This window comes from Kitasatospora sp. NPDC018058 (assembly GCF_044327205.1).
In the GTDB taxonomy this organism is placed as follows: Bacteria; Actinomycetota; Actinomycetes; order Streptomycetales; family Streptomycetaceae; genus Kitasatospora.
The window spans coordinates 142760-162139 of the sequence record NZ_JBIRFA010000008.1; the positions used below are offsets into that span (position 1 = coordinate 142760).

A 19380-nucleotide genomic window follows, 5' to 3' on the forward strand; every position below is an offset into this window, starting at 1 on the left:
ATGCAGCAGATCACCCCCAAGCAACGGGGCTACCTGATCGTCAACTCCCACCCCACCGGCAGCGACGCCACCGTGCACCGGCTGTGGGAGTCCATCACCCCCGCCGCCCGCACCGGGCGGGCCCCGGTCGCCCTGGTGCTGGGCTCCAGCGCCGGGTACGGCCTGGCGATCCTGCTGGCCGGCCTGCGCCGCCACGGCATCTGCGGAGTCGGCGTCGCCTACGAGACGCCGGCCAGCGAGCGGCGCACCGCCACCGCCGGCTGGTACCGCACCGCCGCGACCGCCGGCCTGGTCGAGCAGGCCGGCGGCGACTTCACCTTCGTCAATGCCGACGCCTACGCGGACGCCACCCGCGCAGAGGTCCTCAAGCTCCTGGCCGACCGGTACGGCGCGGTCGACTACCTCATCTACTCCCTCGCCTCGCCCCGGCGCACCGACCCGGCCACCGGCGAGGTCCACCACTCGGTGATCAAGCCGCTCGGCCACCCCTACACCTCACCCTCCCTCGTCTTCGAGGATGGCGTCCCCCAGATCGGCAGCATCGACCTCACCCCCGCCGACGAGGCCGAGCACGCCGCAACCGTGAAGGTCATGGGCGGCGAGGACTGGCGGCTGTGGGTGCAGGCCCTGGCCGACAACAACCTCCTGGGCCCCGATTTCACTACTACCGCGCTGTCCTACGTGGGCTCTGAGATCACCGCACCGGTCTACCGCCAGGGCACCATCGGCGCCGCCAAGGAGCACCTGGAGGCGACCGCCGAGCAGTTGCAGACCACTGTGCTGGCCGACCGGGGCCGGGCGTTCACCGTCGTCGCCGGTGCCGCCGTTACCCAGGCCTCCACCGCCATCCCCTCCATCGCCCTCTACACCTCGCTGCTGCGCAACGTCCTCGGCGAGGACGGCTGGCACACCACCACCGACCAGGCCGTGGACCTGTGGGAGCAGCTGAGCGGCGCGAAGTCGCTCGTGCTGGACGGGCAGGGCCGCATCCGCCTGGACGGCTGGGAACTCGAGTCCGCAGTGCAGCAGCGGGTGCGGGAACTGTGGGCCGACCCTGCGGGGGCGCTCGCCGCCGACCCGGCCGGTCCCGACTGGTTCTACAGCCAGTTCCGTCAGCTGTACGGCTGGGACGTCCCCGGCGTCGACTACACCACCGAAGCTGAGACGTCGGTCCCCTGGCCCGCCCAACAGCGATAGCAACGAACGCGGGTGGCCCTGGTCCGCTCGGGATCGTGAGCGGATCAAGGCCACCAGCATGGCGAGCTCCATGTGATGGGGGCCTTCTACGCACCTCAGAGGGAGCCTGCGGAAGGCCCGGGGCTGGGTATGCAGAAGGCCCGCATCCTGCGATGCGGGCCTTCTGCGTGCCTTAGAGGCTAGAGGCTGGCGGTCTCAGGTGTCCGCTGGGCCGGGGCGTCGGTGGGGGCCTCCTCGGCCTCGCGGGTGCGCAGGGCGAGGGGGATACGGAGGGCGGCGATCCAGGTGAGCGTGGCGCCGAGCATGTGGAGGCCGACCATGAGCTCGGGGGCGTCGGTGAAGTACTGGATGAAGCCCAGGACGCCCTGGAGGAGGAGAACTGCGAGCAGTTCCTTGGTGCGGGACTTGGCCGCCTGCGGGGCCTTGATCGCCGCGAAGACGAAGATCATCGCGATGGTCAGGCCGACCGAGATGAAGGCGAAGTCGGCGTGGAACTGGGCCAACCTGTCGTAGTCGATCGGGATGCGCGGGACGATCTTGTTGTCTTGGGGCGTTCCGGGGTGGTGTCCGGCGCCGGTCACCAGGGTGCCGGCTGCGACCAGCAGGCCGACCACGGTGACCAGGACGTAGGAGAGCTGGTGGATCGGTCGGGCTACCGCGAGCTTCGGCGGGCCGTCGCCTTCCTTCGCCCGCTCCCACATCAGCAGGGCGACCCAGACCAGGGCCATCGCGGCGATCATGTGCGCCGCGACGGTGTACGGGTTGAGACCGGTCAACACGGTGATGCCGCCGAGCACGGCGTTGCTCATCACCAGCCAGAACTGCGCCCAGCCGAGCTTGGTCATGCTGCGCCGCCAGGGGCGGTGGCAGCGGGCGGCCAGGATCGCCCAGCCGACGGCGGCGCTCAGCACGTAGGTGAGCATCCGGTTGGTGAACTCGACGATGCCGTGGAAGCCCATCTCAGGGGTGGGCGTGAGGCTGTCGCCGGTGCAGCGGGGCCAAGTGGTACAGCCGAGGCCGGAGGCGGTGAGCCGGACGGCGCCGCCGGTGACGACGATCACGACGCTCATCACCAGCGCGGCGAACGCGGCGCGCCGGACCATCGCGGCGGAGGGCTGCCAGCGCTCGGCGAGCAGGGAGAAGGGGGTACGCACGGCATTAATCGTAGGCGGCCTTACAAGCGATCTTGGGGCGGGGCGCGGGCGGGGTGACCGGGAGCGCAAAGCGGACGGTTCGGGCAAGGCGGTCAGTGGTCTTGACCATTCATCCGCCTGGTCGGAAGGGTGTGGATCGGTCCGTACCTCTTTCGGTCCCTTCCGAGCTGACCTTGACCGCCGGGGCCGCCGATCAGTCTGAAAGGTGACGAAGTTCAGTCAAGTTTGCCGAATCCGCATTCGGCGAGGTGGCGGCTGTGATGGGCTGGTCAAGCACATCCGGGAACGGACCGACAGGCGAAATCCGGTCGCACGGCGGGGTGTGGCGAGGTGCGGGAGTGCCGGTAGAGTCCCCCGGACAGTCGTAGCGGGCCACCGCGAACCACTTCAACCCGCCTGCTGCGCAAGACCGTTCGGAGGGGAACAGGGTAATGGCGCGACAGCAGCGGCACATTCGGATCGGTGCGACGGCACTCGCCGGCACGGCGGCGGCCGGTTTTCTCCTGCCCTTGGCGCTGGCCACCAACGCCTCGGCGCACGTACCGACTTGGTCGGTGACCTGCGACAAGGTCGTCATCGATCTGATCAACTACAGCCCCAAGCCTGACGTGAAGAACACCGTCAGCCTCACCATCGACGGCGAGAAGGTCCTGGACGCCAAGGCCTTCCCCGCGGAGTTCCACGGCACCTTCCCGGTGAAGGACCACGACGCCCCGGTCAAGGCGAACCTGGTGGTCACCACCACGGAGAACCCGGCCGAGAAGGGCTGGAACATCAACGAGACCAAGACCATCGAGCCGTGCCACACACCGACTCCGACTCCGACTCCGACTCCCACCAAGACCCCCACCCCCACCCCCACCCCCACCCAGACGCCGACCCCGGTCCCGACTCCGAGCACCACCCCGTCGGGAACCCCCTCGGCCACCCCGACCCCGTCGGCCCCTTCAGTCCCGTCGCAGACGACCACCCCCAGCCAGGCCCCGGCCGCCCCGGCGCCCGCCACCAGTGCCCCGGCGCTCGCCCAGACCGGTAGCAGCGACGCCACCCCGATGATCGCGGCGGTCGGCGGCGGGGTGCTGCTGGTCGGCGGCGCGCTCGTGCTGCTCGCCCGCAAGCGCCGCGGCGGCAGCCAGGGCTGACGCGCCGTCGGCCCAAAACGACAACGCCCCCGGCCAGTTGAGGCCGGGGGCGTTGCGCGTTGAGTGCTGAGGACTATTCCCACCGGAAGAAGCGGGCGGCCGCCGCGAGGCCGAGCACGGACCAGCCGGCCAGGATGCCCAGGTCCGACCAGGGCACCCCGGCGCCGTGCTGGAGCACCGACCGCAGGCCGTCCGAGAGTGCAGAGATCGGCAGCAGCTCCAGCACCGACCGCACGGCCCCGGGGAACTTGCTGAGCGGCACGATCACCCCGCCCGCGAGCAGCAGCAGGATGAACACCAGGTTGGCGCCGGCCAGCGTGGCCTCGGCCTTCAGGGTGCCGGCCATCAGCAGGCCGAGCCCGGAGAAGGCGGCGGTGCCGAGGACCAGCAGCGCGGCGACGGTCAAGGGGTTGCCCTGCGGGGACCAGCCGAGCGCCAGCGCGATCACCGACAGCAGGGCGACCTGCAGCGCCTCGGTGACCAGCACGCAACCGGTCTTGGCGGTCAGCAGCGCCCAGCGGGGCAGCGGGCTGGCGCCGAGCCGCTTGAGCACGCCGTAGCGACGCTCGAAGCCGGTGGCGATGGCCTGCCCGGTGAAGGCGGTGGACATCACGGCGAGCGCGAGCAGGCCGGGCGCCAGGAAGTCGACCCGCTTGCCGGGGCCCTCCACCGCGACGATGTCGACGGCGGAGAAGAGCACCAGCAGCACGGTCGGGATGACCACGGTGAGCAGCAGCTGCTCACCGTTGCGCAGCAGCATCTTCGTCTCGAAGGCGGTCTGGGCGAGCAGCATCCTGCCGACCGGCGCGGCGCCCGGCTTGGGCGAGTAGTCGGTCGAAGTCACGAGCGGAGCTCCCGTCCGGTCAGGTCGAGGAAGACGTCTTCGAGGCTGCGGCGCTGCACGGACAGCCGCTCGGGCAGGATGCCGGAGGCCGCGCACCAGCCGGTGACGGTGGCCACCAGCTGCGGGTCCACCGGCGCCTCGACGCGGTAGCTGCCGGGGGTGGTCTCGACGGCGGTGGCGCCCGCGGGCAGCTCCTTGAGCAGCGGGCCGAGGTCGAGCCCGGGCGGGCCGTCGAAGCGCAGGGCGTTCTCGGCGCCGCCGCGGCACAGCTCCTCGGTGGTGTCGTGGGCGATCACCTTGCCGCGGTCGACGACGGCGACGCGGTCGGCGAGCTGCTCGGCCTCGTCCATGTGGTGGGTGGTGACCACCACGGTGACGCCGTCCCGGCGCAGGTCGCGGACCAGCTCCCAGGTGGCGCGTCGGGCCTGCGGGTCGAGGCCGGCGGTGGGCTCGTCCAGGAAGACCAGCTCGGGGCGGCCGACCACGGCCATCGCCAGGGCGAGCCGCTGCTGCTGGCCGCCGGAGAGCCGGCGGTAGGTGGTGCGGCCGCAGGAGCCGAGGCCGAGGCGCTCGACCAGGGCGTCCACGTCCAGCGGGTGGGCGTGCAGCTTGGCGGTGTGGCGCAGCATCTCGACGGCGCGCGCGCCCGCGTACACACCGCCGGACTGCAGCATGACGCCGATCCGGGGGCGCAGCTGCGCGCTCTGGGTGACCGGGTCGAGGCCGAGGACGCGGACGGTGCCGGCGTCGGGGCGGCGGTAGCCCTCGCAGGTCTCGATGGTGGTGGTCTTGCCGGCGCCGTTGGGGCCGAGGACGGCGGTGATCGCGCCGGTCGCGATGGTGAGGTCGAGACCGTCCACGGCCGACTTGTCGCCGTAGCGCTTGACCAGCCCGGCGATCTGGACCGCGGGTTCGGAGTGCATACCGGCGAGTGTAAGAGGGCCGAACGGACCTGCCGGACGGCAGCCCGGATGATCGTTCACACAGGTCAGGTAAGCCTTGCCTGCGTGACAGATGACACCGGTGAGGCCTGGATCACGGCTTGTCCTGACGGAAGTAATTACGCAACACTGGTGTTGTGAAAAACATGCGCGAGCACGCCCCGCAGCGGGAGGCCGAACCGGCCCCCGACTGTGACGTGCCCGTGACGGCGGCCGAGGTGCTGCTGGAGGGCCACCGCGCCACCCGCGACCGGGTCGCCCGCTCGATCCTGGACCACGGCCCCTCCTCCGCCGCCGACCTGGCGAACCGGCTCGGCCTCACCGCCGCCGCCGTCCGCCGCCACCTCGACGGACTGGCCGCCGCCGGCCTGGTCGAGTCCCGCGAGCAGCGGGTCTACGGCAGCCGGGGCCGCGGCCGTCCGGCCAAGGTCTTCGCCCTCACCGACGGCGGCCGGGACGCCTTCTACCAGGCCTACGACCAGCTCGCGGCCGACGCGCTGCGCTGGATCTCGGACGCGGTGGGCGGCGGCAAGGCGGGCGAGGAGGCGGTCGCCGCCTTCGCCCGCGCCCGGTTCGGCAGGCAGGGCGAGAAGTACCAGGAGACCCTGGCCCGGGCCGAGGCGCAGGAGCGCCCGGAGGCCCTGGCCCAGGCGCTGAGTGCGGACGGGTACGCTGCCACGGTGCGGCGTGTCCCGTCGGCCGCGGCCAAGGCCCCGGCGGGCGCCCAGCTCTGCCAGCACCACTGCCCGGTCGCGCACATCGCCGAGCAGTTCCCGCAGCTCTGCGAGGCGGAGACCGAGGTCTTCTCCCAGCTCCTGGGCACCCATGTGCAACGGCTGGCCACCATCGCCCACGGCGACGGGGTCTGCACCACCTATGTGCCGGCACCCGGTGCCGCATCGTCGCCTGCCCAGCCCCCGGCGGGCCGCGGCTCCGATGCAGTGCCGACTGCCGGTACGTCCACCGAAGATTCAGCGTCCGCGCGTTAGGAAGCTCGCATGACTGACACCGTTTCGCACCCCGAGCTCGAGGGCCTGGGCAATTACGAGTACGGCTGGGCCGACCCGGACACCGCCGGTGCCGCGGCCAAGCGCGGGCTCAGCGAGGACGTCGTCCGCGACATCTCGGCGAAGAAGAACGAGTCCGAGTGGATGCTGAACCTGCGTCTCAAGGGCCTGAAGCTGTTCGGCAAGAAGCCCATGCCGACCTGGGGTTCCGACCTCTCCGGCATCGACTTCGACAACATCAAGTACTTCGTCCGCTCCACCGAGAAGCAGGCCGAGTCCTGGGAGGACCTGCCGGCGGACATCAAGGCCACCTACGACAAGCTGGGCATCCCGGAGGCGGAGAAGCAGCGCCTGGTCGCCGGTGTCGCCGCCCAGTACGAGTCCGAGGTCGTCTACCACCAGATCCGCGAGGACCTGGAGGAGCAGGGCGTCATCTTCCTGGACACCGACACCGCGCTCCGCGAGCACCCGGAGATCTTCAAGGAGTACTTCGGCACCGTCATCCCGGCCGGCGACAACAAGTTCGCCGCGCTGAACACGGCCGTGTGGTCCGGCGGCTCGTTCATCTACGTGCCGAAGGGCGTGCACGTCGACATCCCGCTGCAGGCCTACTTCCGGATCAACACCGAGAACATGGGCCAGTTCGAGCGGACGCTGATCATCGTCGACGAGGACGCCTACGTCCACTACGTCGAGGGCTGCACCGCGCCGATCTACTCCTCCGACTCGCTGCACTCGGCGGTCGTGGAGATCATCGTCAAGAAGGGCGGCCGCTGCCGCTACACGACCATCCAGAACTGGTCGAACAACGTGTACAACCTGGTCACCAAGCGCGCCGTGGCGTACGAGGGCGCGACCATGGAGTGGGTCGACGGCAACATCGGCTCCAAGGTCACCATGAAGTACCCGGCCGTCTACCTGATGGGCGAGCACGCCAAGGGCGAGACCCTGTCGATCGCCTTCGCGGGCGAGGGCCAGCACCAGGACGCCGGCGCCAAGATGGTGCACATGGCGCCGAACACCTCCTCGCACATCGTCTCCAAGTCGGTGGCGCGCGGCGGCGGCCGGACCTCCTACCGCGGTCTGATCGAGATCGGCGAGGGCTCGCACGGCGCCAAGTCCAACGTGCTGTGCGACGCGCTGCTGGTCGACACGATCTCCCGCTCGGACACCTACCCGTACGTGGATGTCCGCGAGGACGACGTGTCCATGGGCCACGAGGCGACCGTCTCCAAGGTCAGCGAGGACCAGCTGTTCTACCTGATGAGCCGCGGTCTGACCGAGACCGAGGCGATGGCGATGATCGTCCGCGGCTTCGTCGAGCCGATCGCGCGTGAGCTGCCGATGGAGTACGCGCTGGAGCTCAACCGGCTGATCGAGCTGCAGATGGAGGGCGCGGTCGGCTGACGCTCAGCCGCTCCGCGATCCCATCCGACTTTTGAGGAAGAGAGCACAACGAACAGCCATGGCTGAGCAGAACACCACCGGCTCCACCACCGCCGGTTCGATCGAGGTCGGCACCGCCGGCGCGGGCGCGCAGCTCGCCGGCCCCGGCACCGGCCGGACCGCGGTCCAGCAGCCGATCGACGCGCGCGTCGCGGTCAAGCCCTCCTACGACGTGAACGACTTCCCAGTGCCGCACGGCCGCGAGGAGGACTGGCGGTTCACCCCGCTGCACCGCCTCGGCGGGCTGCACGACGGGACCGCGGCCGCCGCCGAGCGGGGCGAGGACAAGGTCGAGTTCATGCTGCCGGACGGCGTCACCGCCGAGACCGTCGGCCGGGACGACGCCCGCCTGGGAAAGGCCGGCAAGCCGGTCGACCGGGTCGCCGCGCAGGCCTTCAGCGCCTTCGAGCAGGCGCTCGTGGTCACCGTCCCCAAGGACGCGGTGCTGACCGAGCCGGTCAGGATCGACGTGCGCGCCGAGGGCGGGGTCCGCTTCGCCCACGTGGTGATCGACGTCAAGCCGTTCGCCGAGGCCGTCGTGGTGCTGAACCACGTGGGCACCGGCACCCGGGCCGCCAACGTCGAGCTGCTGGTCGGCGACGGCGCCAAGCTCACCTTCGTCTCCGTCCAGGACTGGGACCGGGACGCCGTGCACGCCGCGCAGCACAACGCGCTGGTCGGCCGGGACGCCTCGTTCAAGTCCGTGGTCGTCACCTTCGGCGGTGACCTGGTCCGCCTGCACCCGCGGGTCAACTACGCCGGCCCCGGCGGCGAGGCCGAGCTGTTCGGCCTGTACTTCGCCGACGCCGGCCAGCACCTGGAGCACCGCCTGATCATCGACCACGACAAGCCGCACTGCCGGTCGAACGTGGCGTACAAGGGCGCGCTGCAGGGCCAGGACGCCCACGCGGTCTGGGTCGGCGACGTGCTGATCCGCGCCGCCGCGCTCGGTACCGACACCTACGAGCTCAACCGCAACCTGGTGCTCACCGATGGCGCCCGGGTCGACTCGATCCCGAACCTGGAGATCGAGACCGGCGAGATCGTCGGCGCCGGCCACGCCTCCGCGACCGGCCGCTTCGACGACGAGCAGCTGTTCTACCTGATGGCTCGCGGCATCCCGGCCGACGAGGCCCGCCGCCTGGTGGTCCGCGGCTTCTTCGCCGAGCTGCTGCAGCAGATCGGCGTGGCCGAGGTGCAGGAGCAGCTCATGGAGAAGATCGAGGCCGAGCTGGAAGCGGCGGTCTGACCACGATGACCTTCCTCCGTGCCTGCGCGCTGAGCGACCTCCAGGAGGACGTGCCCAAGCGCGTGGACCTCAACGGCGTGCCGGTCTCCGTCGTCCGCACCGACGAGGGGGTGTTCGCGATCAACGACATCTGCTCGCACGCGAACGTCTCGCTTTCCGAGGGCGAGGTCGAGGACTGCATGATCGAGTGCTGGCTGCACGGCTCCAGCTTCGATCTGCGCACCGGCAAGCCCTCCGGCCTGCCCGCCACCAAGCCGGTCGCTGTCTACCCCGTAAAGATCGAAGGGGACGATGTGCTCGTCTCCGTCAACCAGGAGTCCTGAGTACACATGGCAACCCTTGAAATCCGCGACCTGCACGTCTCCGTCGAGGCCGAGAGCGGCCCGCGCGAGATCCTGAAGGGCGTCGACCTGACCGTGAAGCAGGGCGAGACCCACGCCATCATGGGTCCGAACGGCTCCGGCAAGTCCACCCTGGCCTACTCGCTGGCCGGCCACCCCAAGTACACCGTCACCGGCGGCTCGGTGCTGCTGGACGGCGAGGACGTCCTGGAGATGTCCGTCGACGAGCGCGCCAAGGCCGGCGTGTTCCTGGCCATGCAGTACCCGGTCGAGGTCCCGGGTGTCTCGGTCAGCAACTTCCTGCGCACCGCCGCCACCGCCGTCCGCGGCGAGGCCCCGAAGCTGCGGCTGTGGGTGAAGGAGGTCAAGGAGGCGATGGCCGCCCTCCAGATGGACCCGGCCTTCGCCGAGCGCAACGTCAACGAGGGCTTCTCCGGCGGTGAGAAGAAGCGCCACGAGATCCTCCAGCTGGAGCTGCTCAAGCCGAAGATCGCGATCCTCGACGAGACCGACTCCGGCCTGGACGTCGACGCGCTGCGGATCGTCTCCGAGGGCATCAACCGGGTGCGCTCGACCGGCGAGGTCGGCACCCTGCTGGTGACCCACTACACCCGCATCCTGCGGTACATCAAGCCCGACTACGTCCACGTCTTCGCGGGCGGCCGCATCGTCGAGTCCGGTGGTGCCGAGCTGGCCGACAAGCTGGAGAACGAGGGCTACGAGGCGTATGTGAAGGGCGGCGCTTCCGAGTGACCCATACCCCGCTGTCCGGTCTGCTCGACACCGACGCGATCCGCAAGGACTTCCCGGTCCTGCAGCGCGTGCTGCACGAGGGGAAGCCGCTGGTCTACCTGGACAACGCGGCCACCTCGCAGAAGCCGCGCCAGGTGCTGGAGGCCCTGACCGCCTACTACGAGCGGCACAACGCCAACGTCCACCGCGGCGTGCACGTGCTCGCCGAGGAGGCCACGGCGCTGTACGAGGGCGCCCGCGACAAGGTCGCGGCGTTCATCAACGCGCCGAGCCGCAACGAGGTGATCTTCACCAAGAACGCCTCGGAGTCGCTCAACCTCGTGGCCAACATGCTCGGTTGGGCCGACGAGCCGTACCGGGTGGACGCCGACTCCGAGATCGTGATCACGGAGATGGAGCACCACTCCAACATCGTCCCGTGGCAGCTGCTGTCGCAGCGCACCGGTGCGAAGCTCAAGTGGTTCGGGCTGACCGACGAGGGCCGGCTCGACCTGTCGAACATCGACGAGCTGATCACCGAGAAGACCAAGGTGGTCTCCTTCACCCTGGTCTCCAACCTGCTGGGCACGATCAACCCGGTCGAGACGATCGTCCGCAAGGCCCAGTCGGTCGGCGCGCTGGTCGTCATCGACGCCTCGCAGGCCGCGCCGCACATGGTGCTGGACGTGCAGGCGCTGGAGGCCGACTTCGTCGCCTTCACCGGCCACAAGATGCTGGCCCCGACCGGCATCGGCGTGCTGTGGGGCCGCCAGGAGCTGCTGGAGGACCTCCCGCCGTTCCTCGGCGGCGGCGAGATGATCGAGACCGTCACCATGGGCTCGTCCACCTATGCCCCGGCGCCGCACAAGTTCGAGGCCGGTACCCCGCCGATCGCCCAGGCGGTCGGGCTGGGCGCGGCGATCGACTACCTCCAGGGCATCGGCATGGAGAAGATCGCGGCGCACGAGCACGCGATCACCGAGTACGCGGTGGAGCGCCTGCTGGAGGTGCCGGAGCTGCGGATCATCGGCCCGCGCACGGCCGTGGACCGCGGTGCCGCGATCTCCTTCACCCTCGGCGACATCCACCCGCACGACGTTGGCCAGGTGCTGGACGAGCAGGGCATCGCCGTACGCGTCGGGCACCACTGCGCGCGGCCGGTCTGCCTGCGGTACGGAATTCCGGCGACCACGCGGGCGTCGTTCTACCTGTACTCGACGCCGGGCGAGGTCGACGCGCTGATCGACGGCCTGCACCACGTCCGGAACTTCTTCGGCTGACGGGACGCGCAGGACATGAAGCTCGACTCGATGTACCAGGACATCATCCTGGACCACTACCGCAATCCCCACGGCAAGGGGCTGCGGGACGGCGACGCCGAAGTGCACCACGTCAACCCGACGTGCGGCGACGAGATCACCCTGCGGGTGAAGCTCGACGGCGCGACGGTCGCCGACGTCTCGTACGAGTCCCAGGGCTGTTCGATCAGCCAGGCCAGCGCCTCGGTGCTGAACGACCTGGTGGTCGGCAAGACCGTCGGTGAGGCGCAGGCGGTCCAGGAGGCCTTCCTGGAGCTGATGCAGAGCAAGGGCCAGGGCGAGGGCGACGAGGAGGTGCTGGAGGACGCGGTCGCGTTCGCCGGCGTCTCCAAGTACCCGGCCCGGGTCAAGTGCGCCCTGCTCAGCTGGATGGCCTGGAAGGACGCCACCGCCCAGGCCCTCGCCCACCCCGCCAACGACTGACCCCGCGAAGGAGGACAGACCATGAGTGACGAGAACACCACCACCGACGCCCAGGCCTCCACTGCGGAGGAGCAGCCGAACGGCGTCATCGTCGGCACCACCGCCGGCACCGTGTCGGTCGAGGACCTGACCGAGGCCCTGATGGACGTCGTCGACCCCGAACTGGGCATCGACGTCGTCAACCTGGGCCTGATCTACGGCATCCACATCGACGAGTCCGACGTGGCCACCATCGACATGACGCTCACCTCGGCGGCCTGCCCGCTGACCGACGTCATCGAGGACCAGGCCAAGACCGCCACCGACGGTCTGGTGAAGGACCTGCGGATCAACTGGGTCTGGATGCCGCCGTGGGGCCCGGACAAGATCACCGACGACGGCCGCGAGCAGCTCCGCGCGCTCGGCTTCAACGTCTGAGATCTTCTCTGCGCGAACGCCGCTGCCCGGGACGGTTTCTCCGTTCCGGGCAGCGGCGTTCTCCGTTTCGTAGGGGACGTGGCGGAGGCGGCGCGGGAGGTCCCGGGTGGTCACTAGGGTGTGGCGAAGACCTGGGTCCAGTAGCCGTTCGTGTCGGCGATGCCGGTGTCCTTGTAGGCGCAGTTGAGCATGTTGGCCTTGTGGCCCGAGCTGTTCATCCAGCCGTCGAAGGTGGCCTGCGCACTGCCGTAGCCCTGGGCTATGTTCTCGGCGTAGGCGCTCCACCTGTAACCGGCTTTGGTGACGCGGTCACCGGCGCTGGACCCGTCGGAGCCGGTGTGGGACAGCGTCCCGGTCTTCGCCATGTCGTTGCTGTGGGCCTGGGCCGCCTGGACGAGCTGGGAGTTCACGTTGAGGGCCGGACAGCCCGCGTCGGCCCGTGCCTTGTTGACCAGGGTCAGCACGCTGCCCGTGTCTCCCTGGGTGGGGGCGAGGGCGGGTGCGACGGTCGCCGTGCTGGGAACCGCCACGGAGATCGGTCCTCCGGTGAGCAGCAGCACGGGGACGGCGAGGATGGCTGACAGGCGCCGCGCGGTGCGGGTGTTGATATGCATCGTGGTCCCTTTCTCGGGCTTGCTCGGGACTGTGGAGGGCGTAGGGATGCCGTTCGTGCCGCCACCCGCGGCGGGGGTGCGGGCGCTCTCGGCACCGTCTGCTCCACTGCGATGAGTCGTGCGCCCAGCGGATCCGCCCGTCCGCCCTCATATCTGCGATCTTCCGAGGGGGGCGTGACACAGCCGTGACGCCGCTGTGCCCGGTGGGTCCGGCGATCAGCACCACGCTCACGAGCGGGTGACGCCGCCCGCGCCGCCGACGGGGATCAACGGGCTGGACCTGGCCGCCGCGCACGTGGCGTTTGCGGTCGACAGTGCAGAGCGGGCGGCGGAGCATGGAGAAGGGGCAGATCCGTACACGAAGAGACGGCGGTGCGATGGCCTGCGGCGATCGGCGCTCCCCGGCCCCCGGGCCAGGCGTGCGGCTCGCTCTGCTCGGCGGCTTCGACCTCTCGGTCGATGCCGCGTCGGTGGCCCTGTCCGCGGGGGCGGAGCGCTTACTCGCCTTCGTGGCGCTGTGTTGCAACGGGAGGGTGCCGCGCGCGCTGGTGGCCGGGACGCTCTGGCCGGACGCCGCGGAGCGCTGCGCGTACGCGAGCCTGCGCTCGGCGCTGTCCCGGCTCCCGGCGGCGGGCCGGGAGGCACTGGAGGTCGGCCCGACCGAGCTGAGGCTGGCCGACGGCGTCGGCGTGGACATCCGCGAGGCGAGGACGCTGGCCCACCGGATCCTGGCGCCCGGTGCGGTCCCCGCCCGGGCGGGCCTCGGGCTGGCGGCCGTCGAGGACCTCTCGGCGGACCTGCTGCCGGGCTGGTACGAGGACTGGACGCTGCTGGAGGCCGACAACTGGCGGCGCCTGCGGGTCCACGCGCTCGAGGCCCTGGCCCGCGCCTTCGTCGGCGCCCGTCGTTTCCCCGAGGCGGTGGCCGCCGCCGGCGCCGCCGTCCGCGCCGACCCGTTGCGCGAGAGCAGCCAGGCCTCGCTGATCCGGGCCCACCTCGCCGAGGGCAACCCCGGCGAGGCCCTGCAGGACGTCGAACGCTACGAGCGGCGCCTGCGGGCGGAGCTGGGGTTGTCGGCTCCGGCGCGGTTGCGGCAGCTGGTCAAGTGGAGCGGGTACGCGCGGACCGGGATTCCGTACCACCTGTTGGTCGATCGCGACCCGCGACAGCCCGGTGTGACGCTGTTCGCTGAGCCGAACAAGGCTGAGGGGACGTACGAGGTGCTGGGGGAGTGGAAGTTCGGCGAAGTCGTCCGGCTGCCGAAGCCGTTCGATTTCGAGATCAGCACCGAGGGATGGAATCCCTGGAACCCGTAGGTCCAGGGTGAAATGCCACCGCCCGGGACGGTCGAGTCCCGGGCGGTGGCATGTGCCGTTGGTGTCAGCGTGTCGTGGGCTTGCGGGCCACGGCGATGGCCAGGGCCGTGCAGAGGAGGGCCGCCAGGGTCGCGAAGCCGCTGACGGCGGGGAGGAGGCCGTAGCGCTGGACCAGGGCGCCGACGGCGATGATGGGGGCGGAGCTGCCGAGGTAGACGATGATCCAGAGGGCGGAGAGCTCGGAGCCTCGGCGTTCCGGGTTCATCGCGGCGACGGCGGTGGTGAACAGGGAGCGGAAGGCCACGCCCTGGCAGATGCCGCCGAGGACGCTGCCGATGAAGAGCAGCGCCGGGGTGCCGGTGTACCCGGCGGCGACGACCAGGCCGAGGCCCGTGGCCAGGCCGGTCATGCCGAGGGCGATGACCAGGCGGTCGGCGGTCGGCGGGACGATCAACTGGGCGGCGGCCGAGGAGCCGAGCAGCAGGGCGGCCACGATCGCGCCGGTCAGGTGCGAGGAGGTGTGCAGCAGCTTGGCGGAGAAGGACGGGGCGAGGGCCAGGTAGACGCCGAAGACGCCGTACGAGATGAACCCGGCACCGGCGGCGAGCAGGAACTCGCGGCGCCCCGCACGCGGCAGCCGCAGGCGCTGCGGGCGCAGGTGGGCCGGGGTGGTGATGCGCGGCGGGGAGGCCGGCGGACGGTTGCGCCCGGGCATCCGCGGGTGGACCACGGCCAGTGGCACGCAGAGCGCCAGGAGCGCGATGGCGTGCAGCAGGAAGGGCGTCAGCAGCGGGTCCGAGCCGTTGGCCAGCAGGGCGCCGACGATCGGGCCGAGCGCGACGCCGCCCGCGGAACAGGCCAGGGTGAGCTTGGCGGCCAGGGTCGGGTGATCCGGCAGCAGGTCGCCGAGGGCGGCCCCGGCGGCGCCGGTGGACAGGCCGACCGCGATGCCCTGGATCGCCCGGCCGGCGGCGAGCTGCCAGAAACTGCCGGAGGTGGCGAACACGACGTCGCCGGCGGCGGCCAGCGCGACGGCGGGCAGGATCAGGGCACGACGGCCGAGGTGGTCGGACCAGTGGCCGACGATGGCCAGCACCGGGACCAGCGCGAAGACGTAGATCGTGAAGAGGATCGTGGTGTCGAGCGGGCCGAGCCCGAGGCGCTGCTGGAGGAGCGGGTAGATCGGCGTCGCCAGGTTGGCACCGATCAGCATCAGCAGCAGGGCGACCGAGACCAGGCCGACGCGGACTCCGCGCATCGCGTTCCAGCGGCTGATCGCGGAGAGCTGGAGCTGGGCGCGCGGCGCGAGCTCCAGGGGGAGCAGGGCCTCCGACAGTCGGCGTCCGTCGAGCTGCGCGGTGGGCAGCACGGCGCCGGCGGGGGAGAGGTCCGCCATGTGAGGGGTCTCCTGTGGCAGGGCACCACCGGGTCGGCGGGATGTGCCGGCGCGCCCGTCCGGAGGCGCTGTGGTGGTGGCCGCGGTGCGGGGCTCCCTGGTGGAGCGGATGAGCTGAGGATTCGGGCTTCGTTGCCCGGTGGACCGCGCGGGGTGTGCGCGGGTACCAGTTCGAAGGATAAAGGGTGGGCGCAAACCGGCGGCGCGCGCCCCTGTACGCGCCCCTTGAGGCCGGGCATCGGGGGTGCCCGACCTATACGCTGAGGTGGTAGACGGGTACGCGGCGCTGATGGGGCTGACCGCTGGCTGAGGGAGAGCGCACAACGATGGCCGGACGACGTCGGAAGAACGCCGGGGCTTCGGCGGGAGAGAGCGCGGCCGAGGCGGTCCTGCCGGCCGACATGGAGCTGCAGGACCTCTACGGGGCGTTCGCCGCGCACGGCCTGGACGACGAGGACCTGGACGACGCCGCCGTCCTGGTGCCGCCGGTGAAGCTGCCGGCCGACCAGGAGCTGGCCGAGCAGGCGAAGGCCGTGCCGATGTTCGGCTACGCCCTGGCGCTGGCCCGCTGGGCCGCCCCGCACCGGGTGGTGGACGAGTTCGGCGACCTGGTCGAGGAGGACCAGGCATCCGCGGCGCGGCTGCTGGGGCTGGCCCCGGCCGAGGGCGAGGTCCCCGAGGAGGCCGAGGTCGAGGCGCTGCGGGCCTGGTCGCTGGCCTGCGACCTGGACCTGGTGGAGCTGGGGACGACCGCGGCCGGGGAGCACGTCGCGGTGCCGGGGCCGGATCTGGAACCCGCCGAGCAGGGGGACCCGGAGACCGTCCTGGAGCTGTGGCTGACCGCCGCCGGGATCGTCCGGGAGCTGGCGGTGGAGGCGGACTCGATGCCGGAAGAGCCGACGGAGCCGTCCGAGGAGGCCGAAGCCGCCGGGGAGGACGAGGACGGGCTCTCCGAGGTCGAGGAGGCCCGGGAGGCCGCCGCCGAGCTGCTCGACGAGGCGCTGCAGGTGCTGTACGAGACCACCGCCTTCGCCGAGCCGGGCAACGAGACGGTGCCGCTGGGCGTGCTGGCCGCGCTGCTGGTGGTGCCGGAGGGCGAGGAGCCGAGCGAGGAGCTGCTCGGGGACATCACCGATGTGATGGTCGCGCTGGACCCGATGCTGGGCGACCTCGCCGAGCTGGGTCTGCTGGACTACCGTCCGATCGACCCGGAGCTGTTCGACGAGGAGGAGGGCGAGGAGCCGGCCGTTGTCGGGGAGGCGCCGCTGGACGAGGAGGAGTCGGCCCGCTTCGGGCTGGTCCGGCTCACCCCGCTCGGTCAGTACGGCATCCGGCAGTGGCTGCTGGAGGACGGCTACGACGCGCCGCTGGTCGGCGAGCTGGCCCAGGGGAACGCGGCCGAGCTGCTGCGCGGGGTGTGCGAGTCGGCCAATGTGCTGCCGGAGGAGGAGCTCAGGGTCTGGATCGCCGGCCGGGAGCCGGCGGCGGCGGCCCGCGAGCTGCTGGCGGCGGCGCGCGGCGACGACGGGTACGGGCCGCTGCGCCGGATGCTGTGCGTCTCGGCACTCAACCTGCTGGGGCCGGGCGCCGAGCCCGCCGTCCGGGAGGTGCTGGACGACCCGGAGCTGGGCGGAGCGGCCAGGGCCTGGCTGTCCGCGCAGGGCGCGGCGGACGTGCCGGTCCCGGATCGGGCGATGGCGCTGTGGACGGTGATCGACACCTTCGCCGCCCAGCTGCTGGACAACGGCGGCGACGCCGAGCTGCTGCGCGAGCTGATCACCGACCTGCCGGTGAACGGCGATCCGGCGGAGTGGTTCGGCGAGCTGTGGCGGGTCGACCACCCGTACACGGCGGACGTCCTGGAGGCGATCGGCGAGCTGCACCCGGACCGGGCGCTGGCCAAGGAGGCGCGCAAGGCGGCCTTCAAGGCGCGGTCCCGGGGCTAGGCCCTGGGGCCATGTCCGGGGCGGCGCTTCACGGGAGGTCCAGCGAGCCGTCCTCGGTGAAGGGGAAGAACGGGTTGTGGGCCAGCTCCCACAGGTGCCCGTCCGGGTCCTCGAAGTAGCCGGAGTAGCCGCCCCAGCCGGTCGGGACCGGCGGCTTGACCACCACGGCGCCGGCCTCGACCGCCGTCCGCAGCGCGGCGTCCACCAGCGCGGGGGACTCCAGGTTCACCGCGAGGGTGACGCCGCGGAAGGAGGGCTCGCCGGTCGAGGGGACGCCCGCGTCGGCGGCCAGCTCCTCGGTCGGGAAGAGGCCGAGCACCGAGTCGGCGGTGCGGAACCAGACGATCTCCGGGCTGGAGGCGGCGGAGCGCTTCCAGCCGAGGCTCTCGTAGAAGCGGGCGCTGCGGTCGAGGTCGGAGACCCCGAGGGTGACGATGCTGATCCGGGCGGGGAAGCCGTGCTGCTCCGGCGTGCTCTGTGCGGTCATACGGCCAGCGTAGGGAGGGCGGCTGACAACCGGGCCGCCTGACACGGCCACCGCCCCCGGAGGGCAGCCGAGCTGATGACCCGGCAGCTCCGGGCACGTAAGGTGGCGTCAGCGGTGCGGGCGCGAGAACTCGGGGGTGCGGCACAGGATGGTGCGGGAGAGCGGCGGAAGGCCCCAGGAGCGCAACGACGGAGGGCCAGGCCCGACCCGGCTGGGCGGGCGGGATCGTTGCGCCGACCAGGAGGATTTCTCCCGCCGGACCCTGGCCGCGCTCGACTTCCCGGTGTACGGCGTGACCGCCGGGCCGGCCCGCCGCGGCGAGGCGCTGGCCGCCTTCGAGACCTGCGGTGGCGAGCTGCGCTGGGTCGAGGTGCAGTGCGGCGACTGGACGTCCGCGGCCGGACCGTACGTGACCGTGCGCACCTACCGGCCGGGGGCCGAGCACGTCGAGCTGCTGCCCGAGCTGGAGGACGTGGTCGAGGACGAACGGGACCGCGTCTACGAGCAGTTGGGCATCGACGAGGGCGACGGGCCGGGCCGGGTGCGGGCGCTGCGCGAGTGGATCACCGTGGACGGCGAGCCCTGCGCGGTGGAGGTGCACGAGGACCGGCCGGTGGCGCCGGGCGGAGCCCAGCCGGGTGGAGCGCAGTCGGCCGGGCCGGTCTGGGCCGGGCGGCTGCGGGTCGGCGGACTGACCGTCACGGTGTGCGGGCGCGGGGTCGTCCCCGGCGGTGTGGAGCTCGGCGGGATAGGGGACTTCGAGCGCTATCTGAGCGGGCGCACCGACCTGCTGCGCGACCTCGCCTCCCGGCGGGCCCGGTACGTACCGGTCGAGGAGCGTGAACTGCCGCCCGTGATCGGGCTGGAGGCGCACCGGGAGCTGATCGCGCAGAGCATCGCGGAGACCGCCGCGATCGAGGCGCAGGTCCGGGTGGGGCGCACACCGAGGCTGCCGCGGGCGCTGCGCGGGGACGCCTGCGCGGTGCGCTGGGAGACGGCGGTGCGCCAGCAGATGCGGCTCGCCACCGAGACCCGGGAGGAGGCCGCGGCGGCGGTGACCTCGATGGTGAACCACCTCAACCGGCTGTCCCAGCAGACGCATTGGCTGATCGGCACGTCGGCGGGTGAGGCGGCCGTGGAGGAGGTCGTCCGGTACACGGTGTTCGCCAGCGAGGTGGCCAGCCTGCCGGCGCAGCGGGCCTGGGAGCAGCTGTGGCGGGAGCGGCCGGGCGGCGGCGGGGCCGCGGTCTGGGAGGAGCACCGGCTGGCCGAGCAGCTGTGGCTGGCGGCCTGGGAGCAGTGGCGGGCAGGGCGCGGATGACCCGGTCCCGGGAGAGCGCTGCTCATGGGTGAGTCGCCGGTCGGCACCTGTCGGTGAGTGACGGGCGTCGATTCCGAAGGGGGTGCCG

The 19380-nt window shown here is 71.6% G+C and carries 19 protein-coding genes; 13 read left to right on the plus strand and 6 right to left on the minus strand.

The genetic code is table 11. The features are described 5' to 3' along the window. Entirely contained in the window at positions 1-1197 is a 1197-nt protein-coding gene (locus tag ACH4E7_RS13640; protein WP_396249373.1) for an enoyl-[acyl-carrier-protein] reductase FabV, read from the plus strand. Between the two features lie 179 nt (positions 1198-1376). Here the strand turns inward: ACH4E7_RS13640 and ACH4E7_RS13645 are convergent, their stop codons facing one another. Beyond that, on the minus strand, positions 1377-2351 hold the full coding sequence (locus ACH4E7_RS13645) for a heme A synthase (RefSeq protein ID WP_396249221.1): 975 nt from the start codon (positions 2349-2351) through the stop codon (positions 1377-1379). Positions 2352-2782: 431 nt separating this feature from the next. On the opposite strand from ACH4E7_RS13645, the gene ACH4E7_RS13650 reads away from it, so the two are divergent. After that, entirely contained in the window at positions 2783-3493 is a 711-nt protein-coding gene (locus ACH4E7_RS13650; protein ID WP_396249222.1) for an LAETG motif-containing sortase-dependent surface protein, read from the plus strand. Between the two features lie 73 nt (positions 3494-3566). Here ACH4E7_RS13650 and ACH4E7_RS13655 read toward each other — a convergent pair whose 3' ends face one another. Both ACH4E7_RS13655 and ACH4E7_RS13660 read right to left on the minus strand, forming a co-directional pair. Then, positions 3567-4286, minus strand: a complete 720-nt coding sequence (locus ACH4E7_RS13655) for an ABC transporter permease (protein WP_396249374.1) — start codon at positions 4284-4286, stop codon at positions 3567-3569. A 47-nt stretch (positions 4287-4333) separates the two neighbouring features. After that, the gene (locus ACH4E7_RS13660) at positions 4334-5260 is read right to left on the minus strand and encodes an ABC transporter ATP-binding protein (protein WP_396249223.1); all 927 of its coding nucleotides are present in this window, start codon (positions 5258-5260) and stop codon (positions 4334-4336) included. A 164-nt stretch (positions 5261-5424) separates the two neighbouring features. Here ACH4E7_RS13660 and ACH4E7_RS13665 point away from each other — a divergent pair, with 164 nt between their 5' ends. Genes ACH4E7_RS13665 through ACH4E7_RS13700 form a run of 8 tightly spaced genes read left to right on the plus strand, consistent with a single transcriptional unit; the run spans position 5425 to position 12212 of the window. Beyond that, a complete protein-coding gene (locus ACH4E7_RS13665) occupies positions 5425-6267 on the plus strand; it encodes a helix-turn-helix transcriptional regulator (RefSeq protein WP_396249375.1) in 843 nt (280 codons plus the stop codon). A 9-nt stretch (positions 6268-6276) separates the two neighbouring features. Then, entirely contained in the window at positions 6277-7692 is a 1416-nt protein-coding gene (sufB, locus tag ACH4E7_RS13670; RefSeq protein WP_396249224.1) for a Fe-S cluster assembly protein SufB, read from the plus strand. A 58-nt stretch (positions 7693-7750) separates the two neighbouring features. Further along, on the plus strand, positions 7751-8980 hold the full coding sequence (sufD, locus tag ACH4E7_RS13675) for a Fe-S cluster assembly protein SufD (RefSeq protein WP_396249225.1): 1230 nt from the start codon (positions 7751-7753) through the stop codon (positions 8978-8980). Positions 8981-8985: 5 nt separating this feature from the next. After that, on the plus strand, positions 8986-9303 hold the full coding sequence (locus ACH4E7_RS13680) for a bifunctional 3-phenylpropionate/cinnamic acid dioxygenase ferredoxin subunit (protein WP_153463212.1): 318 nt from the start codon (positions 8986-8988) through the stop codon (positions 9301-9303). A gap of 6 nt (positions 9304-9309) precedes the next feature. Further along, positions 9310-10074 (plus strand): Fe-S cluster assembly ATPase SufC, encoded by a 765-nt coding sequence (gene sufC, locus ACH4E7_RS13685; RefSeq protein WP_033354871.1) that lies wholly within the window; start codon positions 9310-9312, stop codon positions 10072-10074. Then, the gene (locus ACH4E7_RS13690; protein WP_396249226.1) at positions 10071-11333 is read left to right on the plus strand and encodes a cysteine desulfurase; all 1263 of its coding nucleotides are present in this window, start codon (positions 10071-10073) and stop codon (positions 11331-11333) included. Before sufC ends, ACH4E7_RS13690 begins: the two co-directional genes overlap by 4 nt. Positions 11334-11348: 15 nt before the next feature. Continuing rightward, complete coding sequence (sufU, locus tag ACH4E7_RS13695) at positions 11349-11795, plus strand: Fe-S cluster assembly sulfur transfer protein SufU (protein WP_380610990.1); 447 nt, start codon at positions 11349-11351, stop codon at positions 11793-11795. 21 nt (positions 11796-11816) lie between these two features. Continuing rightward, entirely contained in the window at positions 11817-12212 is a 396-nt protein-coding gene (locus tag ACH4E7_RS13700) for a metal-sulfur cluster assembly factor (RefSeq protein WP_396249227.1), read from the plus strand. 113 nt (positions 12213-12325) lie between these two features. Here ACH4E7_RS13700 and ACH4E7_RS13705 read toward each other — a convergent pair whose 3' ends face one another. Beyond that, positions 12326-12826, minus strand: coding sequence for a CAP domain-containing protein (locus tag ACH4E7_RS13705; RefSeq protein WP_396249228.1), 501 nt, complete (start codon positions 12824-12826; stop codon positions 12326-12328). Positions 12827-13203: 377 nt separating this feature from the next. On the opposite strand from ACH4E7_RS13705, the gene ACH4E7_RS13710 reads away from it, so the two are divergent. Then, a complete protein-coding gene (locus ACH4E7_RS13710; RefSeq protein ID WP_396249229.1) occupies positions 13204-14142 on the plus strand; it encodes a BTAD domain-containing putative transcriptional regulator in 939 nt (312 codons plus the stop codon). Between the two features lie 64 nt (positions 14143-14206). Here the strand turns inward: ACH4E7_RS13710 and ACH4E7_RS13715 are convergent, their stop codons facing one another. Next, positions 14207-15538: an MFS transporter gene (locus ACH4E7_RS13715; protein ID WP_396249230.1), complete on the minus strand. Its 1332-nt coding sequence runs from the start codon at positions 15536-15538 to the stop codon at positions 14207-14209. Positions 15539-15864: 326 nt separating this feature from the next. Between ACH4E7_RS13715 and ACH4E7_RS13720 the strand changes: the two genes are divergently transcribed. Further along, positions 15865-17484 carry a hypothetical protein gene (locus tag ACH4E7_RS13720; protein ID WP_396249231.1) on the plus strand — a complete coding sequence of 540 codons (1620 nt, stop codon included), beginning with the start codon at positions 15865-15867 and terminating at the stop codon, positions 17482-17484. A gap of 28 nt (positions 17485-17512) precedes the next feature. On the opposite strand, the gene ACH4E7_RS13725 is transcribed toward ACH4E7_RS13720, so the two are convergent. Then, positions 17513-17971 (minus strand): VOC family protein, encoded by a 459-nt coding sequence (locus ACH4E7_RS13725; protein WP_396249232.1) that lies wholly within the window; start codon positions 17969-17971, stop codon positions 17513-17515. A 148-nt stretch (positions 17972-18119) separates the two neighbouring features. Between ACH4E7_RS13725 and ACH4E7_RS13730 the strand changes: the two genes are divergently transcribed. Continuing rightward, positions 18120-19292 carry a hypothetical protein gene (locus ACH4E7_RS13730; protein ID WP_396249233.1) on the plus strand — a complete coding sequence of 391 codons (1173 nt, stop codon included), beginning with the start codon at positions 18120-18122 and terminating at the stop codon, positions 19290-19292. Positions 19293-19380 lie beyond the last annotated feature (88 nt).